A 21,050-nucleotide genomic window follows, 5' to 3' on the forward strand; every position below is an offset into this window, starting at 1 on the left:
ATGTTGTACACTGGAAAATATAATAACGAAAAAGGATTGCAGGGCGTGTCACTACAGTTTGAGACTATAAAAAGAAAGTCACATTCAGCTATTTCAGAACACCAGACCATAGAAATGACGCGGCAGGAACAAGCCGTCACCCTTGCACAATTTATCGCGAAGTTATCGCTCATCTGCAAAGGAATCGCTCGCGAGCTGGATTATCCATTAGCCAGTATTCGTGAGCAGTTGCAGCCCGACGACCGTTTTCAGGAACTCGGCTCCATTATTTCCGAGCTCACCGCCCGAAAAGCCTTCGGCCACGATCCTGTAGTGGTCAAGCAATAGCCAAGTTTAAGTAAAGGAGTAGGCTATGAAAATACAGCTCAACCCAACCGGGGTACTCAACTTACTTTCGCAATTGGAAGTAGATTTACTGGAGCAATCAACCACCGACCGCTATCGGTTGTTTCGCAACTGTGCATTGGCGGTGCTTAACGTGGGCAGTCATACCGACTCCAGCGCCGAGATTTATGACAGCTATAAAGACTTTAATATCAGTTTGGTGGTGCGCGAGCGCGGCATTAAAATAGAACTAACCAATCCACCGCAGACGGCGTTTGTCGACGGTGATATTATTCGCGGTATTCACGAACATATTTTTTCTGTTATCCGTGATATTTTGTTTATTTGTCAAAGACATCACACTATGCACGAAGCCGATCCCAGAGCCATCACGCACATGGTCTTTGATATGCTGCGCAATGCCAACGCCCTGGAAGTAAACACCGACCCTAACATGGTAGTGTGCTGGGGCGGCCATTCCATTAATGAAGTCGAATATCATTACGCCAAGGAAGTAGGTTATCAGCTTGGTCTGCGCGGCCTGAATATTTGTACCGGCTGTGGCCCAGGTGCCATGAAGGGGCCGATGAAGGGCGCCACCATAGGCCATGCCAAACAAAGGATCTCCAACCCACGTTACTTGGGGTTGACCGAGCCGAGCATTATCGCCGCCGAGCCGCCCAATCCTATCGTCAATGAACTGGTGATCCTACCTGATATCGAAAAGCGCCTTGAGGCCTTTGTACGCGTGGCGCACGCCATTATTATTTTCCCTGGGGGCGCCGGTACCGCCGAAGAACTGCTTTATTTGCTCGGTATCTTGCTGCATCCGGAGAACGACAAACAACAATTGCCGGTGATCCTCACCGGGCCCGCAGAAAGCCGTGCCTATTTTGATGAAATCGTTACCTTTGTCGGCGATACCTTAGGTCCGGAAGCGCTGGACAAATTCGAGGTGATCATCGACGACCCTGCGCTTGTCGCCCGCACGGTGAAACAAAGCATGCAGGATGTGCGCGACTACCGCCGCCAGCATGGCGATGCCTATTATTTCAATTGGACGCTGCGTATCGACCCCGAGTTTCAGGCACCCTTTGTGCCCAACCATGACAATATGGCGGCATTGAACTTGCACCTCAACCAACCCAAACAGCAGTTGGCAGCGAATCTTCGCCGCGCCTTCTCGGGCATAGTAGCCGGTAACGTTAAGGACGAAGGCATTCGCGCCATAGGCCAGCATGGGGTGTTCGAGCTATGCGGTGACCCTGAGCTTATGGGTAAAATGGATGCCCTGCTTAGCGCCTTTGTGGCTCAGGGTCGAATGAAGCTGCCCGGCAGTGCCTATATACCCTGTTACACCATCCAGACTTAGGCCCCAACCTGACAATGCAATTATTACTGATCGATGCGCTGAACCTCATTCGGCGCATATACGCCGTATGTGAAAGCCAATACGGTGCCCATAGTGAACAAGCCATAGAGCAGGCCATTATCCGTGTGGAGCGAGCGTTAGCCAAACTTAAGGCCCAGCACAAGCCCCAGTATGCGTTGGCCGCCTTTGACGGCGACAGCAGTTGGCGCTATGAGTTTTTCTCTGCTTACAAGGCCTCTCGGAAACCCATGCCCGAGGCACTGAGCAAACAGCTGCCGCGCTTTATGAATGCCATTAACGCCCAGCAAATAGCCGTGGTGCGCGCCATCAACGAAGAGGCGGACGATGTCCTCGCCACCTTGGCCGCCAAGGCCAATAAACAAGGTATCGAGGTGGTGATAGTCTCCACCGATAAGGGCTACCTGCCACTCATTGAGCAGGGGGTTATGGTGTTCGACTACTTTACCCAAGCCGAGCGCACCGTCGCCGAGGTGCAACAAAAATACGGTATAGATGCCGCGCGCCTGTGGCAGTATTTCGCCCTGGTGGGCGATAAAACAAATGATATTACCGGAGTCAGCGGCATAGGCGCCAAGTCGGCACAGGCACTGCTAAGCCAATATCCCAGCGTCGCCGATGCCCTAAACACTGAGCCCGATGGTAAGATTCAGCAGCTTTTAGCTCGGCATTTGCCAGACTATGTACGCGCCTTGGCCCTGGTGTCACTGCGTACAGACATAGATTTGGGTATCTCCTTAAAACAATTACGCCTAAGCGCGGATGCGCCACAAATTACGCTGCATACATCGCAAATTTAGCATTGCCAAAATGAACTAGGTATACTGGCCCAAGGTGTTCGGCTTTAAGGGTAAAAACTGATGTGGACTAAGGTCTTAAAATACATAATTCTCGGTATCGGCGTATATGCGGCAATAGCCACCTTGGTGATGAGCCTGTATAAGGATGATCCCGGCTCCATGGTGTGGCAAGACAGAGAGGCCTATAACAAACGTTTTATTGCCAAGCTCGACTCCACCTCGCCTATGCATATCGAAAAAGTGCTGGCCACCTTGGGCACCCCAGATCTTACCTTTGTAAAGCGCCGCGGTGAGGATATCTACCAGATAGTGTTTTATCGCACCCAGCATGTAAAAGCCGATGGCATTACCACCAAAGACGAGTGCACCGGGTTATTGTTTAAAAACAAAAAGCTGCTCGTTTGGGGGCAACAGGCCGAGCTGGCCTATGACAAAGTCGACTTACAATCCTAAGCAGGACCAAGGCGAGCTGAGCACCTAAAATTGTTTGTTTGCATTCTTCCCTATAACTAGATTCAGCCCTTATTTTTAATAGCTGAAAAGCGGCTGTAACCCCCAGTACAATTCATCTTATTTATAATGGAAATAACATATATTTAAATGCCATATACTGGAAAATTAGGGGTTTAACTGCTATAAATCGCCCTGAATTCTCACGTAAATTTCCGCCACCCTCATCAGCTTTCTAATTACCCACAACAGCTTTGTGCGGCTATGCTATTGGTGTCGGACTCATCTATCAGTTTTAAGGAAATTGTTAAATGGCTAAGCAAACCATTACTGTCATCAAAGGCGATGGCATAGGTCCCAGCATTATTGATTCAGCTCTGGAAATTCTAAACGCCGCCGGTTGTGACTTTGAATACGAATTTGTTGATGCCGGTCTGGCCGCACTGGAAAAAACCGGTGAGCTATTACCGCCAGAGACGCTTGAAGCCATTGAACGCAACAAGATCACCCTAAAAGGCCCATTGACGACTCCGGTTGGCGAAGGCTTTACCTCAATCAACGTCACCCTGCGTAAGCAATTTAACCTGTATGCCAATGTGCGTCCGGTTAAATCATTTGCCGGCACCAAAGCACGCTATGAAGACATCGACATCATCACGGTGCGTGAAAACACTCAGGGCATGTACTCGGGTCTTGGCCAGGTAGTATCGGACGATGGCAACGAAGCGGAAGCCATGTCAAAAATCACCCGCGAAGGTGCAGAGAAGATAGTCACTTTCGCTTATGAACTTGCCCGTCGCGAAGGCCGTAAGAAGGTGACCGCGGTACACAAGGCCAACATTCTAAAATCGACTTCCGGCCTGTTTTTGAAAGTCGCCCGCGAAGTAGCAGAGCGTTACCCGGATATCGAGTCGGCTGAGATGATCGTTGATGCCGCCTGTATGAAGCTGGTTATGAACCCGGAAGAGTTCGACGTAATAGTTACAACCAACCTGTTCGGCGACATCCTCTCTGATCTGTGTGCCGGTCTAGTAGGTGGTTTGGGTATGGCACCAGGTGCCAATATCGGTGAAAATGCCGCTATTTTCGAAGCAGTTCACGGCAGTGCGCCGGATATCGCCGGTAAAAACCTGGCCAACCCCACCTCGGTGATCCTAGCGTCTATTCAAATGCTTGAATACCTGGATATGGGTGAGACCGCAGAGCGCATTCGTGCGGCCGTGGCCGATGTGATCAAATCAGGTGACCGCACCACGCGCGATCTAGGTGGCGAACACGGCACCACAGACTTCACTGCGGCTGTGATCGAACGCCTATAACCCCGCATTCAACATAAAATATCTAAGCCAGCGTCAGCTGGCTTTTTTTCGTTCCAAAATCGGCACAAAAAGCAAGAAATAACCCTAAAAGGCAGATTAATATTCACTATAAGAATATTTTATCCAAAAACCCATTCATCAGGGTTGACATAAGTTGCCCAAAAAACTAACAATAACTAGGTCACCTTTAATTTATATCTAGGTAATACTATGTCGTTTATGTTGGTTCTCGTGGTTCTACTCGTGGTGGTCTTTAACCAGACTGCGGGGTAGGCGTGAGCCAACGTCTAGGCTAAACAACCCCCGCCCTTATGCGGGGGTTTTTTTTTGAGGAATGAGGATGAGTAAGCAACAATACAACGGCGGTGAGCTGGTTGTCGAAGCACTAAAGGAGCTAGGCGTTCACTATATTTTTGGTTACCCCGGCGGCTCGGTGCTGGATCTCTACGACGCACTGTTCGAACAAAATGATATCGAACATATCCTGGTGCGCCATGAACAGGCAGCCACCCATATGGCCGATGGCTATGCCCGCGCCACGGGTAAGGTGGGCGTGGTGCTGGCCACCTCAGGTCCAGGTGCCACCAACTGTGTTACCGGTATAGCCACCGCTTATATGGACTCCATCCCCATGGTGGTAATCTCAGGCCAGGTCCCCACTCACCTTATTGGCGATGATGCCTTCCAGGAAACCGATATTGTTGGTTGCTCTCGCCCCATAGTGAAACACAGCTTTAACTGCCGTCGCGCCGAGGAAATCCCCACCCTGCTTGCCAAGGCCTTTTATATTGCCAGCAGCGGCCGCCCCGGCCCGGTCGTAGTGGAGCTCCCCAAGGATGTACTTAACCCGGCGGCCAAATTTGACTTTAAAATGCCCCAGGATGTGGCCATCCGCACCTATAATCCCAGTAAGAAGGGCCACCCTAAACAAATCAAGAAAGCGGTGAATGCCCTATTGGCGGCGCAGAAACTGGTGATCTACGCCGGCGGCGGGGTGATCCTTTCCAACACCAGCGAACAGCTTACAGAGCTGGTAGAAGCCCTTAATGCCCCTTGCACCAACACCCTGATGGGCCTTGGCGCACTGAGCGGCGAGCACCCGAACTTTATTGGCATGCTGGGTATGCACGGCACCTTAGAGGCCAATAAGGCTATGGCCCATGCCGATGTTATTTTGGCCCTGGGCGCCCGTTTTGATGATCGTGTTACCAATAATGTGCAAAAGTTTTGCCCTAACGCCACCATAGTGCATGTGGATGTCGACCCCACCTCGATTTCCAAAACCATCAGCGCCCATATTCCAGTGGTCGGCAGCCTGGACATGGTGTTGCCGCAGCTCTTGAGCGCCATTGCCAAGTCGGGACAAAGCATTGACCGCCATGCCCAGGAAGACTGGTGGCGACAAATCAATCGCTGGCGCGAGCAAAAGTGTCTGAGCTACAGCCCGGGTGAAGAAAAAATCAAACCGCAAACCGTGATCGAAAAGCTCTACCAGGCCACTAATGGCGACGCCTATATCAGCTCGGATGTGGGTCAGCACCAGATGTTTGCCGCCCAGTACTACCCCTTTAAAAAGCCACGCCAGTGGATCAACTCCGGCGGTTTGGGCACCATGGGCTTTGGCTTACCGGCAGCCATGGGCGTGAAGCTGGCGTTTCGCGACCAGGAATCAATCTGCATTACCGGCGATGGTTCGATTCAGATGAACATCCAGGAGCTGTCCACCTGCTTGCAATATAACCTGGCGGTTAAAATTGTTTCCTTGAACAACCGCTCCTTAGGCATGGTCAGGCAGTGGCAGGACATGCTCTACAGCGGCCGCCACTCGTCTTCTTATATGGAGTCCTTACCGGATTTCGTCAAGCTCGCCGAAAGCTACGGCCATGTTGGCATTCGCGTCGATCACCCCGATGAACTCGATGCCGCCATCGAAAAAATGATGAGCATTACTGATCGCCTGGTGTTTCTCGATGTCCGCGTCGATGAGCTTGAACATGTTTACCCAATGCAGATTAAACTCGGTGCCGTTGATGATATGTGGTTGAAAAAAGGAGTAAAAGCATAATGCGTCGTATACTTTCATCTTACTAGAAAACGAACCCGGCTCCTTGTCACGTATCGTCGGCCTGTTTTCACAGCGCGCCTATAATATCGACAGCCTGGCGGTAGGCACCACGGACGATGCCTCGCTCTCACGCATCACCATCACCACGCAAGGGGGCGATCGCGTTCTTGAACAGATCCTTAAACAGGTTAATAAGCTGGTCGATGTGCTTAAGGTGATAGATTTAACCGAGCAAAGCCATATCGAGCGCGAGCTGCTCTTGGTCAAGGTGATAGCCCAGGACGAAAAAACTCGTGCCGCGGTGACCCGGGTAGTCGATGTGTTTGGTGGTGCCATCCTGGACATGGGTCGTATTAGTTACTCATTGCAACTGGCGGCAAGCACGGAAAAGCTGGAGTCCTTCCTCGATACCCTGCGCCATGAAACCGATATTATCGAAATGGTGCGCTCCGGCGCCATCGGCTTAGGCCGCGGCGATAAAGCACTAAAAGGGTAAGTAAAAATCGAAGCGGTACGTTCTGTACCGCTTTCTATGGCCAATGTCGAGGTATAAAGATCTATAGCCCTATACTGCAAGTGGGGGGGATTAGACGGAAGGCTCTGTGCCAGAAGCAGACAGTGTGAACGCTTTGCTAAAAGGCAGTTACCAGTTAGCTACACTCGCGCGAAGCGCCAAGCCGACTGGTAATTGTCCCTGTGGGTTTACGAGCGAATTTCAGCAACTTGTTAGTGCTTGGTACGCAATAAAAATTCATTATTTAAACAATGCTTAGAGATATAGGAAACTGCAACATAATATTCATTGCAAACTTTTTCTATATATTCGAGGTCTCTTGGGCATTGGCTATCCCCAAATAGGATTATAGTAGCTTTATGATTTTTTAACTCATACCGATATGTCAACACTTGACCCAAAGCGTGTTTCCAATTGCTTTTTTTCTTGACTTCGATGAACTCATTTTCCGAATAAAGATCAATCCTACAGTTTGGATTTAAAATTTTTTCAGATGAAAATTCTGGATTTAATGCTTGGAAAGTACTTGTGATTAGCCTTTCATTAATTGTTTTTGCAGTCATTATTTCTGCTTCATAATCACGCGCAATATCTGTATTAACAAGGTAATAATTACTCGCAGTTCGCTTAGGGACTGCATCTAATGTTTTTCTTAGTGCTCGCTTAGGAATATCTACAATTCTTAAATTGCCAAATTGTACATCGGATTTATCCCATCGAAACCTTCTCTTTACAATTGCGAGCTTAAGCCAAGAATGGGGGTGAATACAAAATCTACCAGCTTTAATATTTCTTTCAAAAATCGTTATCAAATCATTTGTCATATCTAATTCATTACCACCTAGTTTTAATGAAATCACTAACAATTTTATATCAAGAACCCAAATAACCAAGACACCCACTTTAAAGATTAAGTTTTTGCAACGGAATGAGGGGAGGTGGATTTAAAGGCGAGTATCGCCCTGTTCGAACGTTTTTCGACGATTTGCCTTTCGTTATTATCACTTTCGGGAATTTTTGACGTGCGAAGCCTGCTTCTCGCAAGCCTGGTCAAGAATAAAAAGGAAAGAAGCATTGCCTAAGCGAACAGTAAAATAACAAAGACACCCAACTTAAAGATAGAGTTTCGGCAACGGAAAAAATAACCAAGACACCCACTCGAACAACGGAAAAAATAACCAAGACACCCACTCGAAAGATTAAGTTTTTGCAACGTAATGGGGGGAGAAGGATTTTAAAGCGAGTATCGCCCAGTTCGAACGTTTTTCGACGATTTTCCTTTCGTTATTATCATTTTCGTGAATTTTTGACGTGCGAAGCCTACCTCTCGCGAGCTTGGTCAAGAATAGAGAGGAAAGAAGCGTTGCCTAAGCAAACAGCGCTTGGCTGTTGCTTAAATCCACACGTCGTTTTCGGTGTTGATGTTGGCAGTAGGTTGTTAATGCTTGCTCCTTCCCCACCGCGCCGTGAAAAACCTTGGTAAACGAGGTGGTCAGGGACAGCCAATTTACTGGGCTAATATCGAGTCGTTCAAGTATGGGGGTTGCGTCAGATGCAATATAACCTAGTTTATCTTCTCGCATACAGCGGCCCGTCCATTCAACCAGCTCTAAGTAACTGCATAGCTCAAAAGGCAGGCCTTTCGGCATAGGCTTACGAGGGTGTCCAACAAAACGCATTAAGGTGGAGGGTTGCTTACCCCTCTTTGCTGATTCGATTCGGGCTTTCACGCTCGTATAATCGGATTGCTCGGGTAAGCCGGCGGCCTTGGCGCGAATCGGGTTTAAGTCCACATAGGCTAAGCAGGCAATAAGGGCAGCTTCATCAAGAAGCGCTTGAGATTTAAATCGGCCCTCCCAGAATCTGCCGGTGCATTCATCTTCACGATTAGCTTGACGGGCAATCCCTTCATTGAGCACCCGCATAAACCAGCTGATATCACTAAGGCGCTTCCGATAAATCAAGATTCGACCTTGTAGAGCGGCCAATTCGGCCACATCTAACGACTCCCCTTGCACAAAACGTTGACTGAGCAAGGTGCCTTTAAATAGTTTATGCCAACGCAGCACAATGGCTTTATCCGTTAAGCGCTGGGCTTTGCGCCTATCCACATGCAACACCACATGGGTATGGTTGCTCATTACCGCGTAGGCACACACATCTATGCAGAAAATACGGGGCAGCTGCAGCAGTTTGCTTTCAACCCAGTCGCGGCGATGTTCATAAGAGCGGCCAGTCAATGCATCTTTGCCACATAAGAAGGCGCGCCGTACACAGCGAGAAATACAGTGATAATAAGGGGTGTCAGCCAGGCTGATTTGGCTTTTCCGAGGCGTTGCCATGATTCACTCCTCCTTGAGTAGGACCCTCAAAGTGTAGTCAAGGAGTCCGTAAGTGTGAAATCTTGGAGTGGGTGTCTTGGTTAATTTTTTGAGATGGGTGTCTTAGTTAATTTGCTGTATCTGCCACCGTCAGTTATTCGCTCTCAGCAGCCTCCGAATATAAATATGAATACTGACCCATAACAGTCTTGTTTTGCCAAACAACAGGCATAAAAAAAGGGCGTTAACGCCCTTTTTCAACAGTATTCTTTACTATTAAGAATTAACTGAATCTTTAAGACCTTTACCTGGCTTGAAGCTAGGAATGTTCGCAGCCGCGATTTGGATTTCCGCGCCTGTTTGCGGGTTGCGGCCTGTACGAGCAGCACGCTCTTTTACAGTGAAAGTACCGAAACCAACTAGCGCAACAGAGTTACCGTCTTTCAAAGAGTCAGTTACTGCACCAGTGAATGCATCCAGCGCACGGCTCGCCGCTGCTTTTGAGATTTCAGCATCGTTGGCGATTTTTTCGACTAATTGAGCTTTGTTCATTGTTTGATTCCTATTCGTTATTTTTTTTGCCTTAGCAAGACCTATATTTAAGTATTTTTATTGACTTGGCAACTGCAAACCACACATTTTTGAGAAAAAACTTCATAAAAATGGGCTATTTGTTAACGTTTTTCGATAACTAGCGTGATTTCGCCAACTTCGACTCCAAACTTATCAATTGCGGTACGGTTGATCAACCTTGTTTCGGTGACAAGAAACATCCAGTCATCAAGGGCTACCGTGATGGTGTCATCGCCATAGGGGATACGCAAACTATACTGCCAGTGCAAGGCATTACCGACCACTTTCCCCTCGGCCTGCCCCTCCACATCATCGGCGCGGCCAAACACCTTTCCATTTTCGCCCAGTTCCAGATACCAGACCCGCGTGCTCTGTTCACCATCTTGGTAATAAAACTGCTCATCAAGAATGCCCTTATTGCCATCCCATGAGCCCTGCATATCGACTTTGAAACGCCGGGTGACCTTACCGCTGTAGTCCTGGACTATGCCATAGGCCACCAGCTCGCCGTTAAAAAAGCGCTTAAAGTCGAATTGCGGCCCTGTGCCTTCATAATCCTCTATGCTAACGCTGCAGGCCACTAGCAGTATTAACAGTGGCAGTAATACTAGGTGTCTCATGGACGCCCTCCCAATAATTGCGCCCTAAGCCCGGGCTCTGTTGTCTGTGGCGATAGCCAGATTGAGGTAAAAGCGTCGCTAAACGCTGGGTCGTCAACCCGCTGCAATAACTCACCATTGAAGTAAAAGGCTCCCTGGCCGTTGGCATCGGTAACAAAGCTTAGCGTATCGCCCGAGCGAACATCAGGCCATAAGCCTTTGAGTAGCGTTTTGTAGGCCCGCACATACTCGGGTCTATCGAGCTTACGCCATTGGTCCAGTGTGGCTTTGGTGATGTCGTCGCCTTCAATATCTCGCAAATAGGTCAGCGACAAACGCATGGGGTGCTGCCCCTGGCGATAATCGCCGGTATCTGTCGCCAGCTCGGCGTGGTAGATATCCCAAAACAGGTAGCGCATCACGCCTTCGCCAACGTCCTGCCACTTATCTGTGGTCGCCGTGGCAGGAAGCGCAAGCACAAAGGCCGATAACAGGATTACACTTTTCCAAGCACTCATAACGGTGCTCCTTATCAACTCGTATGTGTCACTACGTGTTTAAGGTGCCGATTGATCACTATCATAAGGGAAAAAGTAACGGCCCAGAGGCCACCATAAAGAAGATAGAACTGCCACCAGGACACCCCTAAGGCAAAGATCTCAAAGTGCGCGGCGGTAATATAACTGGACGGGGCACAGAGCCAGCACAGCAGCAAGCATTGCCACCAAGGCAGGCGCTTAATAAAGGCCAAGGAATGATTGATGGTGAGGATCAGGGCCAGCCACAGTAATAAAAGCCAGGCCGGAACTGTGGCGTCGGCAAATTGTAACAACCCCAACCATTGGGCCAGTGCCTCACAGACAAAGGCCAGCACCAGGGTGCTACATAAATAGAGGTCGCGGCGGCGCTCTGACGACAGCCACAACATGATGAGCAGACACAGCGCCATTACCGGCAGTGCCCGCTGCTGGGCATAAAAAGCTGCCCACCAGCAGGTTTGAAATAATAAAAAGTTAGTAATGCAAAGCCAGCGCTGCGTCATTGGTTTTAAACCCTTGCTTGCGCGCAACTAGGTGCACAGTGCTGATAGCCCGCTGACGAAATGCGCCTTCACAATAGCCCAGGTAGTAGTGCCAGAGACGGTAAAATTGGGCATTAAATTTTGCCCCCTGTAATTGTGGCCAGGCTTTATCGAAACGCTCACGCCAATCGGCCAGGGTGCGAGCATAATGCAAACCAATATCGTGCAGTTCGTGCATCACCAACTCGGTGCCTTGGCGCAAATGACGACTCATCTCATCAATACTGACCAAGCAACCACCGGGGAAAATATATTGCTGGATAAAGTCGGTCTGTTTGACGTAAGTATGATAACGCTGGTCGTTGATGGTGATGGCTTGAAGCAGCATGGCACCATCGGGCTTAAGCAGGCTATTACATTTGGCGAAGAAACCACCGAGGTATTGATGGCCCACTGCTTCAATCATCTCGATGGATACCAGCTTGTCGTACTGCCCCTCGAGTAAACGGTAGTCCTGTTTCAGCAGGGTGATCTTGTCTTCAAGGCCCAGGGCTTTAATCTTATTCGCCACATAATCGTGCTGCTCTTCGGAAATGGTGGTGGTGGTAACATGCACGTCATAGTGCGTGGCGGCATAGATAGCGAAGGCGCCCCACCCGGTACCAATCTCTATGACTGTGTCGCCATCTTTGAGCTGCGCGCGCTCGCAAATAAGCTTAAGCTTATGCTGCTGCGCCTGCTCCAGACTCGCTTCCTTGTGCGGATACACGGCACAGGAATAGAGCATTTCATTACTTAAAAAGGACTCGTACAGCTCGTTGCCTAAATCGTAATGAGCGACAATATTGCGTTTTGAGCCAGCACTGGAGTTACGGTTGCGCAGATGCTTAAGGCGGTACGCAAGTCCGCTCAGCAGCGCAAAGCGACGCTCAAAGGCATCCAGCTGTGCCTGGTTTAATACAAATATTTCAATGAGTTTGGTGAGATTGTCACATTCCCAGTGACCTTCAATGTAAGACTCCGCCGCGCCTATGCTGCCGGAAAACGCAAAGGCCTGATACATCTTGGCGTCAACAACCTTGACCACAGCCCTAGGCTGCGCTGACTTATCTCCAAAAGCATGCACCGGCTCGCCACGCTCATGAATCTCAATACAGCCGTTTTCCAGCGTATTGAACGCGGCAAACACCAAACGCTTGGCTAACTTGGTTTTCCAGCTTAAATTTGAATTTATTTTTACCTCGGTAACTCTATCCATCATTCTTTCCCAGGGTGAGCGTAAAAAGGCACTCGTTTCAAAAATAGTTTAACTGCTTGCCAGTAGATCCCTTTGACTATGCTCAGGCTCATCGCGGGAAAGCGCTTGAGCAATTCACTCACCGCCTGTTTTTCCAACGTTCGGCGTTGCAGGCGCATGGTGGCATCGAACAACAGGGTTTCCTGACGCTTGTTCTCAATATGGATAAGCAAGGACTTGGGGAGCACTTTAACCACCCAGTGATAATGCATATCCAAATTCATAAAAGGAGATACGTGAAAGCGTTTCTTAAAGTTCACTTTGGCATGCAATTCAACTAAATAATAATGGCGCTCGTTCCAGGGCGTATTACTGACCTCTGCCATCATATGGGTAAACCCACTGGCGCCGCGCCGTTGAAAGAAATAGAAATTGGCGGGCGAAAAATACACCCCAAAACAACGCAATTGCCCAAGCAGGTATACGGACTCAACCTCGATGCTACTGTCTAACGTATGCAGCTGCTTAATTGCCCGTGTACTGACATCCCCTTCCTGCAATGGCACATAATCACTTTGCTTAAAGCGCAGTAACTTGGCTCTGCCCGATCCCAGTAGAGGATGAACGCCGTCAAGTTGCTCCGGGTGAGCGAGGTCGACCCACATCATATAAAGTGGATAAAGAAATTGATGAGACTTGGGCTCAAAGCGCCGATGACGTATATCGCCCAGCATAATGGCGCTTTGCCACAAAGCCTGCTGCGTTAATTCGGTCGTATCAAACGCCAGCGCGCTAGTCAAAATCGACTCCTAGTGCTTTGGCTACATCCACGGCGCTGCGCACGCCGTCTTCATGAAAGCCGTTATACCAATAGGCACCGCAAAAATACGTGTGCTGTTTACCATTGATCTCGTCACGACGTTGCTGAGCACGCAAACTCTGTTGGTTAAACACCGGATGATGATAAGTAAAGTGTCGCAAAATATGTTCCTCGGCGATAACCTCATCACCATTTAAGGTGACACACAGAGGTTGCTCAGAGCTAAGCCCTTGAAGAATATTCATATTATAGGTTACCACCGCAGCTCTATCGACATTATTGTCTAAGCGGTAATTCCAACTGGCCCAGGCCGCAGGGCGTTTGGGCAACAAGGAGCTGTCGGTGTGCAGAACCACGGAGTTAGCGGTATAGGGTATAGCGCCGAGCACCTGCTGCTCTGCCTCACTGGAATCAGCCAGCAGGGCGAGTGCCTGATCCGAATGGCAGGCAAAGACCACGGCATCAAAGTGCTCGCTGCGGCCATCATTAAGGTGAATGACTACCCCCTGCTCTTTGCGCTCTACCCTGTCTATATGGGCACCGAGTTCTATCTGCTCTTTAAAAGACTCGGTTAAAGGCGCTATATATTCGCGGGAACCACCGGGGATCACGTACCACTGGGGTCGGTTGGTGATATCCAACAAACCATGGTGGTAGAAAAAGCGCACGAAAAAGTCGATGGCAAAATCATTCATCTGCTTCAGGGAAGTGGACCAAATTGCCGCTCCCATGGGCAAAATATAGTGCTGGCGAAAGAAGTCATTAAAGCCGTGGCGATCCAAAAACTCCCCTAGAGTATCCCCCTGCTGAAAATCGCCCGACTTATACATGTCCTTACAAATGCGATTAAAGCGCACTATTTGCCATAACAAATGCCAGAACTTGGGGCGCAACAGATTGCGTCGCTGGGCAAACAAGGTGCTCAGGGTATGGCCATTGTATTCAAATCCCGTGTCGCAATGATGCACGCTAAAGCTCATTTGCGTCGGCTGCCGGCCAATGCCTATCTCTTCCAGCAGCTTTTCAAATTTTGGGTAGGTGCGGTCGTTAAATACGATAAACCCGGTATCAACGGCCAGCGTTTGGCCGTCAATGGTTACATCCACCGTAGCCGTGTGTCCGCCTATGTAGTTATTTTTTTCGAACACCTTTACCTGGTGTTTTTTTGCCAACAAGTGAGCGCTGGTTAAACCGGCAATACCACTGCCGATGATGGCGATATTTTTCACCGTACCATTCCTTTTGCTATTCGTAACCACAGCGATGTGGGCAAGGCCCGCAGCGCTTTCAAAATAAGGGTAAAACGTTTGGGAAAATGAATCTCCGCCTGGCGCTTGTGCAGGCCGCGAACAATGCGCTTAGCCGCATCCTCGGAGCTGATGGCCATGGGCATGGCGAAGTCGTTTTTGGCCGTCAAGGGCGTATGCACAAACCCAGGGTGGACCACACTTACATCAATATCTGGTAAATCAACGGCCAAAGTGCGGGCTAAATAGGTGGCCCCGGCCTTGGCGGCGCCATAGGCCTCGGAGCGGGTAATGGGTAAGTAGGTCACACTGGAAGAAACGATGGCCAGCTGACCACCGGACTTAATCTTGCTCAGCAGCGCCTCCAAACAATAACCCAGGCTCAGCAAGTTGCCGCGGATCACCCGCTCAAATAGGGCGCTGTCAAAATGTCGGGCATCGTCTATGTATTCGCATACCCCGGCATTGAGCACCACTAAATCCAGGTCATCTATCTCTGCCGTGACCGCGGTGATTTGCGCCAAGTCCGTGACATCGAAGCACAGCGGCGTAATCGATTCATGCTCGCCCAAACGTTGCAGCGCCTCTGCATTGCGACCACAGGCATAAACCTGATGCTCTTTGGCATATAACAGCGCCAGGCTTTCGCCAATTCCCGAGGTCGCGCCGGTGATCAATATCTTCATACGCCGCTCGCTCGCTTTTCAATAAACTTAATCAAACCGCCTATCACCGGCAGGTTGCGATAAAGCAACTGGCCGACATCAAAGTAGTCGCGATGCATAATCACCTGCTCACCTTCAAATCGCAGCAGGCTATGACCATTTACCAACACCTCGCGCCCGCCTTTGATACGGGGATGGCTAAAGGCCATGGTCCAGTACAGGAAGGCCTGCTCTTCGCATTCAAAGCTGTCGCTGATGGTAAAGCTGCAGTCCTTGATATTGGCGTACAGATTGGCGAAGTATTGATGTAATTGGTCGCGGCCATGCAGCTCATGGAGCGGATCGATAAAATGAATATCCTGATGATAAATCGTATCGAGTAACGCCAGGTTATCTTTATCCAGACGCTGGTACATGGCGATGAAATCGGCAATGCGCTTACTCATGCTCAACCTTAAACCTTGCGAGTGCACGCGCACGTGCACTTTGGTGATCGACGATTGCCGGCCAGTAATCAATCCCTCCCACTTTTGCCATATATTGGTGCGGGAAATGGATCTCTTTAGTCGGCACCTTTTCTAGCTCTGGTAGATAGTTACGAATAAACTCGCCGTCTGGATCAAAGCGTTTGCTCTGGGTTATGGGATTAAAAATACGAAAGTAAGGCTGCGCGTCGCAGCCGGTACTTGCCGCCCACTGCCAGCCGCCGTTATTGGACGCCAGATCGCCATCGATCAGATGACGCATAAAAAATGCCTCACCACGACGCCAGTCGACTAACAAATGCTTGGTTAAAAAGCTTGCCACCACCATGCGCAAGCGATTGTGCATCCAGCCGGTACGCAGTAACTGGCGCATCGCCGCATCAACCAGGGGATAACCGGTTCGGCCCTCACACCAGGCCTTAAATCCGGCGTCATCATCCTGCCACTGCAGTGCGTCATACTTGGTGTTGAAATTTTTATGCTTACAGAGCTGTGGGAAGGCGACCAGTAAATGGCGGTAAAACTCACGCCAAATCAACTCGTTCACCCAGCTAAATAAATTGCTTTTGGCGCTTTGCAAAATATCCGGGTGCCGTGATTGCAGTTGCACCAACAATTGCTTAATGCCCACTATGCCCAGGGCTAAATAGGGGCTCAGTCCGGAGGTGCCTTTGATGGCGGGGAAATCCCTGTCTTCGCTATAGTGTGGTAACTTCTCAGCGATAAAACGCTCGACGACTCCGGCAAGCGCCTCATCGTCCACCGGCCACTTGTGCGAGCTGCCATCCCAAGTTAAGCACTCGGGTCGCTGCCATTGGCCTTGAGTCTTAGCGCGAGGCCAAGCGGGTAAGCTGAACTGAGTGCATTCGTACTGCCGTAACCACTGGCGTTTAAAGGGCGTGAACACCTTAAACATCTCATTATTTTGCGTCGTGACCGTGCCCGGCGGGGCAATCACATCGCCATCAAACAAGTGAAATGCCACATTCTCCTGCGCTGCGGCATCAACACAGGCCATGTCTCTTGCGCGCTCATTGACTTCATACTCGCGATTGGCATACACGCTAGTGCAACCGAGTGTGTTGCATAAACCCATTAACGCCGATGGCACCTCGGCAAACGCGGGGACGGCCAATACATGCAGTTGCACGCCATAGTCACTCAGTTGCTGACCCAGGTAATCAACCCGACGCAACAATAAGTCACGCTGTATGGGTGCCATATCATGTACTTGCCACTGCTGTTCGGTGACAAAAAAAACCGCATGCTCGGCACCTTGTTCGAGAGCGGCTATCAGCGCTTCATTACTAAATAGGCGCAAGTCGCGCCGAAACCAAAAAAGAGGTGTCATTAGATCCCGTATCTTAGTTTTAAGTCGTTGGGGTGAGGATTAAAGTACACCTGCTGCGCCAAATAGGGGTTGGGATGCACGTTAAGCTGGTGTTTCAATAACGTCAATGGCACATACAAGGGCACCAAGCCCTGGCGGTAATCCTCAATGGCAGCACGTAGCTCTTCTTTTTCGCCCTTACTGAGATGACGCTTAAAGTAACCCTGCAAATGCATCAGGGTGTTGGTGTGCGCCTTGCGACTGGCTGGCTTTTTCAACGCCGCCATCAGACCACTGATGTATTGCTCGGCGATGGACTCCAGCCCTTCACCTTGATGATGCCCAAGCAGTCGGCCTAAATCACGATAGGCCTGATAGTTGTGACTCATCAACAAATACTTATGCATGCCGTGAAAGCGGGTGAGCCGGTGCACGCTCAGGGGCTCGCGGCATAACTGCCGCCAGCTGTGATAGACATAAACGCGCATAACGAAATTCTCACGCAGGTGCATATCATTAAGGCGGCCATTTTCCTCACAGGGCAGTAACGGATTTGCTGCCATTATTTGCGCAGCAAAAAAGCCCACGCCCTCAGCGGTGTTGCCTGTTCCCTCTTCGTTAAACACCTTAATGCGCTCCATGCCGCAGCTCGGACTTTTGGCACAAAAGATAAAACCGTCGAGCTCAGAGCCATATTTGGCGCCGATACGCTGACCGTACTCGGTCAGTTTATCACCTACATCACCTGTGCCATCGGGACGGCACACAGTGATTACGTCCCCTTTACGCACCTGCCTGATCGTCGGTCTGGGTATGGGCAGACCGATGGCAACCTCGGGACAAAAAGGCACGTATTGCACATGCCTGGCCAGCTCATCCATACAAAAGTTAGAGCGTTTATGGCCGCTATCGAAACGGACTTTTTCGCCGCTTAAGCAGGCACTGATGCCAATTTTTATGTCTCGGTTCATTAGTAGATCAGCTCACCAATAGGATTCAATAACTTACTCAGGCCCTTATTGAAGTGCAGCGCACTGTTCACCACCGCCAGACACAAACAACCGTGCTCTGTGTACGGAGTGTGCTGATGCCGGTGATCAAGCCACATAAAATCGCCGGGCTCATAAGTCCCCTGCTCATCGCTAAAACTGCCATCGAGCAGCAAGGTCAGCTCGAACCCGGTATGGGTATGCTCAGGAATAGTGCCGCCGGGGGCGATATACAACAGGCTGGTGCGCATGCTGCCCTCGTCCAGTTCCAGGCGAGAGCGCGCCAGTTTGCCCGCTTGCATAAAGCGACCCATGCCAATATGGCTTAATGCCCGCGGCAAGGTGATGGTTTTGTCGCCAAAGCGTAGCTCTTTGGAGCTGGCAATACTGAAATCGTCACGCAGATCGTCGGCGGTGATGTCCGCTAGCATGGCGGCGTACTCGTCGCCCAACGCATCCTCATTATGGCTTTGCTCATACGCGAGCTCCGACGCCTCAATTTGCTCATCGGCAAATGCACTGTGGGCACATTGCTGCTCAAGGGTGTCAGTGTGTTCGGCGCAGTGAGCACAGAGCTCCAGGTGCGCCGCAATCGCCACGCTGATGGAAGCCGGCAACGCCCCTTGCACATATTGCAGGAGTAATTCTGAGTTGGGGTGATACTTAATCATGCTCTGCTCCAAGGTAAGTTCTAAGCTTAGCTAAAGCCAATCGTAACCGTGATTTCACGGTACCCAACGGGACGCCTAGCTGCTGCGCCATTTGCTCTTGAGAGAGCTCTTGAAAATAAATCCCCTGCACCACTTCACGCTGCGCCAGCGGTAGTTTGTCCAGGTGTTTTAGTAACAACTGAGTTTCGAGGTGGTCATCAAATTCAGCCGGCTCGATGCTTTGCAAGGTCGGCCAAATGTCTTCACTGAGGTTATCTTCCTTGTTGCTACGCATCTTACGCAAAGCGTCGAACGACGCGTTACGCATGACGGTATAGACCCAGGTGGTCGCCGCGCCCTTGTCTGGATGATACAAGTGCGCCTTACGCCACACCGCGGTCATGGTGTCCTGCACCAATTCCATGGCCGCCGCCTCGTTATTAAACTGTTTAAAGCCAAACCGCTTAATCTTGGGTGCAAAATATTCAAACAAGCTGGCAAACGCGGCTTTATCGCGCTCAACGGCTACCTTGACCAAGGCATCGCTTAGATGCTCGGTTGACGACATCATGTTTTGTCCTTCACCTTGGCTTTCTTCCACCTTGTGGGAAAGCAGTGAGTATTGCCGCCGATTCGGGACATTGGACGTTATTTGCAAGGCCATCAGCTATCTCAGTTAAAGGATTGATAGCGACCAATACGTCCACTGGCGAGCAATGGATCACTTATTTATTAGATACTTACCAGTATGGCGAAGAAGCTGATATTGAGCAAAGGCAATGAACAAAAAATCCATTGTTTATTGTTAGTAATCAATAAGTAGGAAATTTAGAAAGGATGTGAGTAAGGCTTGGTTTGACTATAATTGTGCTCGGCCTAGAGGCAAAGGGGCCGGCCTATAGAGGACACAAAGGGTTTACCGAAAAGGGCTCGGTGGTAGGTACTACTTAGCCCACCAACCGAGTTGACGACAGAAGCTTAAGCCCAGGTAAGTGCCAAATAAGCTGGCTACGGGCAATAACATCAAGCCTAACAGTGCCAAATTAAGCGTCATGGTCATCACCTTTTTTTGGCGCTTCAGGTTGCGCTTGTGATTTAGCTTCGCCTTGACTTTGCAGCTCTTGCACATTGCTTTCAAACATGGCTTGAGTTGCTTTACTCAGCGCCGCCTTTTGCGTGCTGATCAGAGTTGCAAATGCCTCGTTGGCCGCCTCTTTAACCGCCCGTTCAATATCGTCGGTTAGGCTGTTGGCATGAGCGCCCATACTTAGGGTTAAACTTGCTGCTAGGATTGCTGCTTTAGTAAATGTGTTCATAATGGTTGTCCTGTTGTGTGCCTGTTAACGTGTCATTAAGTTAGTCGCAATATCTATTTCAAAGGTTGTGCCAAGGTAAAAATATTTTTTATCTTGTTGTTTTTTAATAATTTAAATTTATTTGTCTAAATGCGCGGAATTGACAACCAAACTGAATTGACCAAAAAATAGCTTTTTTAACAGGTGACTTTGTGTTTTTAACCACAGTGGATTTGCAATAAATTTTCGGTGTACAAGTGTACGCTCAATAGTTATAGTCTGGCTTGTACCCATCGAACCCAGCAAACAAAAGCAAAGTGAGCCCTATGCAAATAAGCAGCTACTCAGCAGCAGAAGAAAAAATTAACTGGCTTAGTCATGGACTTGGCGCCCTGTTAGCCTTGGGCGCCCTAGTGGCCATGTTGATGATCAGTGAAAGCACCACGGCAATCATCTCCTCGACCATTTACGGCGCCAGCTTATTGTTGATGTTTGTCAGTTCCACCTGCTATCACGCCATCAGTCGCAGCAGCATTAAGGCAATTTTAAAAAAGCTGGATCACAGCGCCATTTACCTATTAATTGCCGGAACCTATACGCCCTTTTTGCTGTTGGCGCTGGGTGGCTATTGGGCCTGGGCGGGAATGTTGTGTATTTGGGGTCTGGCATTATTCGGGGTGATCTTTAAGCTCTGCGCCAAGGTGCCGCGCCCTCGGGTGTCACTGGCCACTTACTTGATCATGGGCTGGATAGCACTGGCTTTCGTCTACCCCTTGTATCTGGCCTTGCCGGGACCGGCACTTTGGTTGCTGGTACTGGGTGGGGTGATCTTTAGTCTGGGCACGGTATTTTATAGCGCCAAGCATCGCCAATACAGCCACGCTATTTGGCATGTTTTTGTGCTTGCCGCCTGCCTGTGCCACTTTCTCGCCATTTATTTATATGTGATTTAGGGG

The 21,050-nt window shown here is 49.7% G+C and carries 23 protein-coding genes and 1 pseudogene; 8 read left to right on the forward strand and 16 right to left on the reverse strand.

Annotated features, from left to right (window positions below; genetic code table 11):
* Positions 1-45: 45 nt before the first annotated feature.
* The 7 genes and pseudogenes from C2M24_RS08190 (at position 46) to ilvN (ending at position 6,844) form a co-directional block, all read left to right on the forward strand.
* Positions 46-327, forward strand: a complete 282-nt coding sequence (locus C2M24_RS08190) for a hypothetical protein (RefSeq protein ID WP_158683730.1) — start codon at positions 46-48, stop codon at positions 325-327.
* Between the two features lie 25 nt (positions 328-352).
* On the forward strand, positions 353-1,696 hold the full coding sequence (ppnN, locus tag C2M24_RS08195; RefSeq protein WP_105201405.1) for a nucleotide 5'-monophosphate nucleosidase PpnN: 1,344 nt from the start codon (positions 353-355) through the stop codon (positions 1,694-1,696).
* Between the two features lie 14 nt (positions 1,697-1,710).
* Complete coding sequence (locus C2M24_RS08200; protein ID WP_233999523.1) at positions 1,711-2,514, forward strand: 5'-3' exonuclease H3TH domain-containing protein; 804 nt, start codon at positions 1,711-1,713, stop codon at positions 2,512-2,514.
* 60 nt (positions 2,515-2,574) lie between these two features.
* Positions 2,575-2,967 (forward strand): DUF3192 domain-containing protein, encoded by a 393-nt coding sequence (locus tag C2M24_RS08205; RefSeq protein ID WP_105214087.1) that lies wholly within the window; start codon positions 2,575-2,577, stop codon positions 2,965-2,967.
* Between the two features lie 308 nt (positions 2,968-3,275).
* Positions 3,276-4,283: an isocitrate dehydrogenase gene (locus C2M24_RS08210; protein WP_105214090.1), complete on the forward strand. Its 1,008-nt coding sequence runs from the start codon at positions 3,276-3,278 to the stop codon at positions 4,281-4,283.
* Positions 4,284-4,623: 340 nt separating this feature from the next.
* Positions 4,624-6,348 (forward strand): acetolactate synthase 3 large subunit, encoded by a 1,725-nt coding sequence (locus C2M24_RS08215; protein ID WP_105214092.1) that lies wholly within the window; start codon positions 4,624-4,626, stop codon positions 6,346-6,348.
* A pseudogene (gene ilvN, locus C2M24_RS08220) lies at positions 6,348-6,844 on the forward strand (acetolactate synthase small subunit). Before C2M24_RS08215 ends, ilvN begins: the two are co-directional and overlap by 1 nt.
* 230 nt (positions 6,845-7,074) lie before the next feature.
* Here the strand turns inward: ilvN and C2M24_RS08225 are convergent.
* The 16 genes from C2M24_RS08225 to C2M24_RS08300 all read right to left on the reverse strand — a co-directional run bounded on the left by C2M24_RS08225 (position 7,075) and on the right by C2M24_RS08300 (position 20,115).
* Complete coding sequence (locus C2M24_RS08225; protein WP_158683731.1) at positions 7,075-7,755, reverse strand: hypothetical protein; 681 nt, start codon at positions 7,753-7,755, stop codon at positions 7,075-7,077.
* 474 nt (positions 7,756-8,229) lie between these two features.
* Complete coding sequence (locus C2M24_RS08230; protein WP_105214098.1) at positions 8,230-9,204, reverse strand: transposase; 975 nt, start codon at positions 9,202-9,204, stop codon at positions 8,230-8,232.
* Positions 9,205-9,459: 255 nt separating this feature from the next.
* The gene (locus C2M24_RS08235; protein WP_105201414.1) at positions 9,460-9,735 is read right to left on the reverse strand and encodes an HU family DNA-binding protein; all 276 of its coding nucleotides are present in this window, start codon (positions 9,733-9,735) and stop codon (positions 9,460-9,462) included.
* A gap of 122 nt (positions 9,736-9,857) precedes the next feature.
* Entirely contained in the window at positions 9,858-10,376 is a 519-nt protein-coding gene (locus C2M24_RS08240; protein ID WP_105214101.1) for a DUF3833 domain-containing protein, read from the reverse strand.
* The gene (locus tag C2M24_RS08245; RefSeq protein ID WP_105214103.1) at positions 10,373-10,873 is read right to left on the reverse strand and encodes a chalcone isomerase family protein; all 501 of its coding nucleotides are present in this window, start codon (positions 10,871-10,873) and stop codon (positions 10,373-10,375) included. The genes C2M24_RS08240 and C2M24_RS08245 overlap by 4 nt, the downstream gene beginning before the upstream one ends.
* A 14-nt stretch (positions 10,874-10,887) precedes the next feature.
* Positions 10,888-11,397 carry a DUF2878 domain-containing protein gene (locus C2M24_RS08250; protein WP_105214105.1) on the reverse strand — a complete coding sequence of 170 codons (510 nt, stop codon included), beginning with the start codon at positions 11,395-11,397 and terminating at the stop codon, positions 10,888-10,890.
* Positions 11,369-12,634, reverse strand: a complete 1,266-nt coding sequence (locus C2M24_RS08255) for an SAM-dependent methyltransferase (RefSeq protein WP_105214107.1) — start codon at positions 12,632-12,634, stop codon at positions 11,369-11,371. Before C2M24_RS08255 ends, C2M24_RS08250 begins: the two co-directional genes overlap by 29 nt.
* Entirely contained in the window at positions 12,634-13,347 is a 714-nt protein-coding gene (locus C2M24_RS08260; RefSeq protein WP_105214558.1) for a DUF1365 domain-containing protein, read from the reverse strand. The genes C2M24_RS08255 and C2M24_RS08260 overlap by 1 nt, the downstream gene beginning before the upstream one ends.
* Positions 13,348-13,405: 58 nt before the next feature.
* Positions 13,406-14,662, reverse strand: a complete 1,257-nt coding sequence (locus C2M24_RS08265) for an NAD(P)/FAD-dependent oxidoreductase (protein WP_105214110.1) — start codon at positions 14,660-14,662, stop codon at positions 13,406-13,408.
* A complete protein-coding gene (locus C2M24_RS08270) occupies positions 14,659-15,366 on the reverse strand; it encodes an SDR family NAD(P)-dependent oxidoreductase (RefSeq protein ID WP_105214112.1) in 708 nt (235 codons plus the stop codon). Before C2M24_RS08270 ends, C2M24_RS08265 begins: the two co-directional genes overlap by 4 nt.
* On the reverse strand, positions 15,363-15,791 hold the full coding sequence (locus C2M24_RS08275) for a nuclear transport factor 2 family protein (protein ID WP_105214114.1): 429 nt from the start codon (positions 15,789-15,791) through the stop codon (positions 15,363-15,365). The genes C2M24_RS08270 and C2M24_RS08275 overlap by 4 nt, the downstream gene beginning before the upstream one ends.
* Entirely contained in the window at positions 15,784-17,181 is a 1,398-nt protein-coding gene (phrB, locus tag C2M24_RS08280; RefSeq protein ID WP_105214116.1) for a deoxyribodipyrimidine photo-lyase, read from the reverse strand. Before phrB ends, C2M24_RS08275 begins: the two co-directional genes overlap by 8 nt.
* Positions 17,181-18,131: a YbgA family protein gene (locus C2M24_RS08285; protein WP_105214118.1), complete on the reverse strand. Its 951-nt coding sequence runs from the start codon at positions 18,129-18,131 to the stop codon at positions 17,181-17,183. Before C2M24_RS08285 ends, phrB begins: the two co-directional genes overlap by 1 nt.
* Positions 18,131-18,820 carry a ChrR family anti-sigma-E factor gene (locus C2M24_RS08290; protein WP_105201424.1) on the reverse strand — a complete coding sequence of 230 codons (690 nt, stop codon included), beginning with the start codon at positions 18,818-18,820 and terminating at the stop codon, positions 18,131-18,133. The genes C2M24_RS08285 and C2M24_RS08290 overlap by 1 nt, the downstream gene beginning before the upstream one ends.
* The gene (locus C2M24_RS08295; RefSeq protein WP_233998019.1) at positions 18,813-19,370 is read right to left on the reverse strand and encodes a sigma-70 family RNA polymerase sigma factor; all 558 of its coding nucleotides are present in this window, start codon (positions 19,368-19,370) and stop codon (positions 18,813-18,815) included. Before C2M24_RS08295 ends, C2M24_RS08290 begins: the two co-directional genes overlap by 8 nt.
* A 472-nt stretch (positions 19,371-19,842) precedes the next feature.
* A complete protein-coding gene (locus C2M24_RS08300; RefSeq protein WP_105214120.1) occupies positions 19,843-20,115 on the reverse strand; it encodes a hypothetical protein in 273 nt (90 codons plus the stop codon).
* Positions 20,116-20,420: 305 nt separating this feature from the next.
* Here C2M24_RS08300 and trhA point away from each other — a divergent pair, with 305 nt between their 5' ends.
* Positions 20,421-21,047 (forward strand): PAQR family membrane homeostasis protein TrhA, encoded by a 627-nt coding sequence (gene trhA, locus C2M24_RS08305; RefSeq protein WP_105201427.1) that lies wholly within the window; start codon positions 20,421-20,423, stop codon positions 21,045-21,047.
* Positions 21,048-21,050 lie beyond the last annotated feature (3 nt).

It is taken from the genome of Pseudoalteromonas sp. T1lg22, assembly GCF_002964645.1.
In the GTDB taxonomy this organism is placed as follows: domain Bacteria; phylum Pseudomonadota; class Gammaproteobacteria; order Enterobacterales; family Alteromonadaceae; genus Pseudoalteromonas.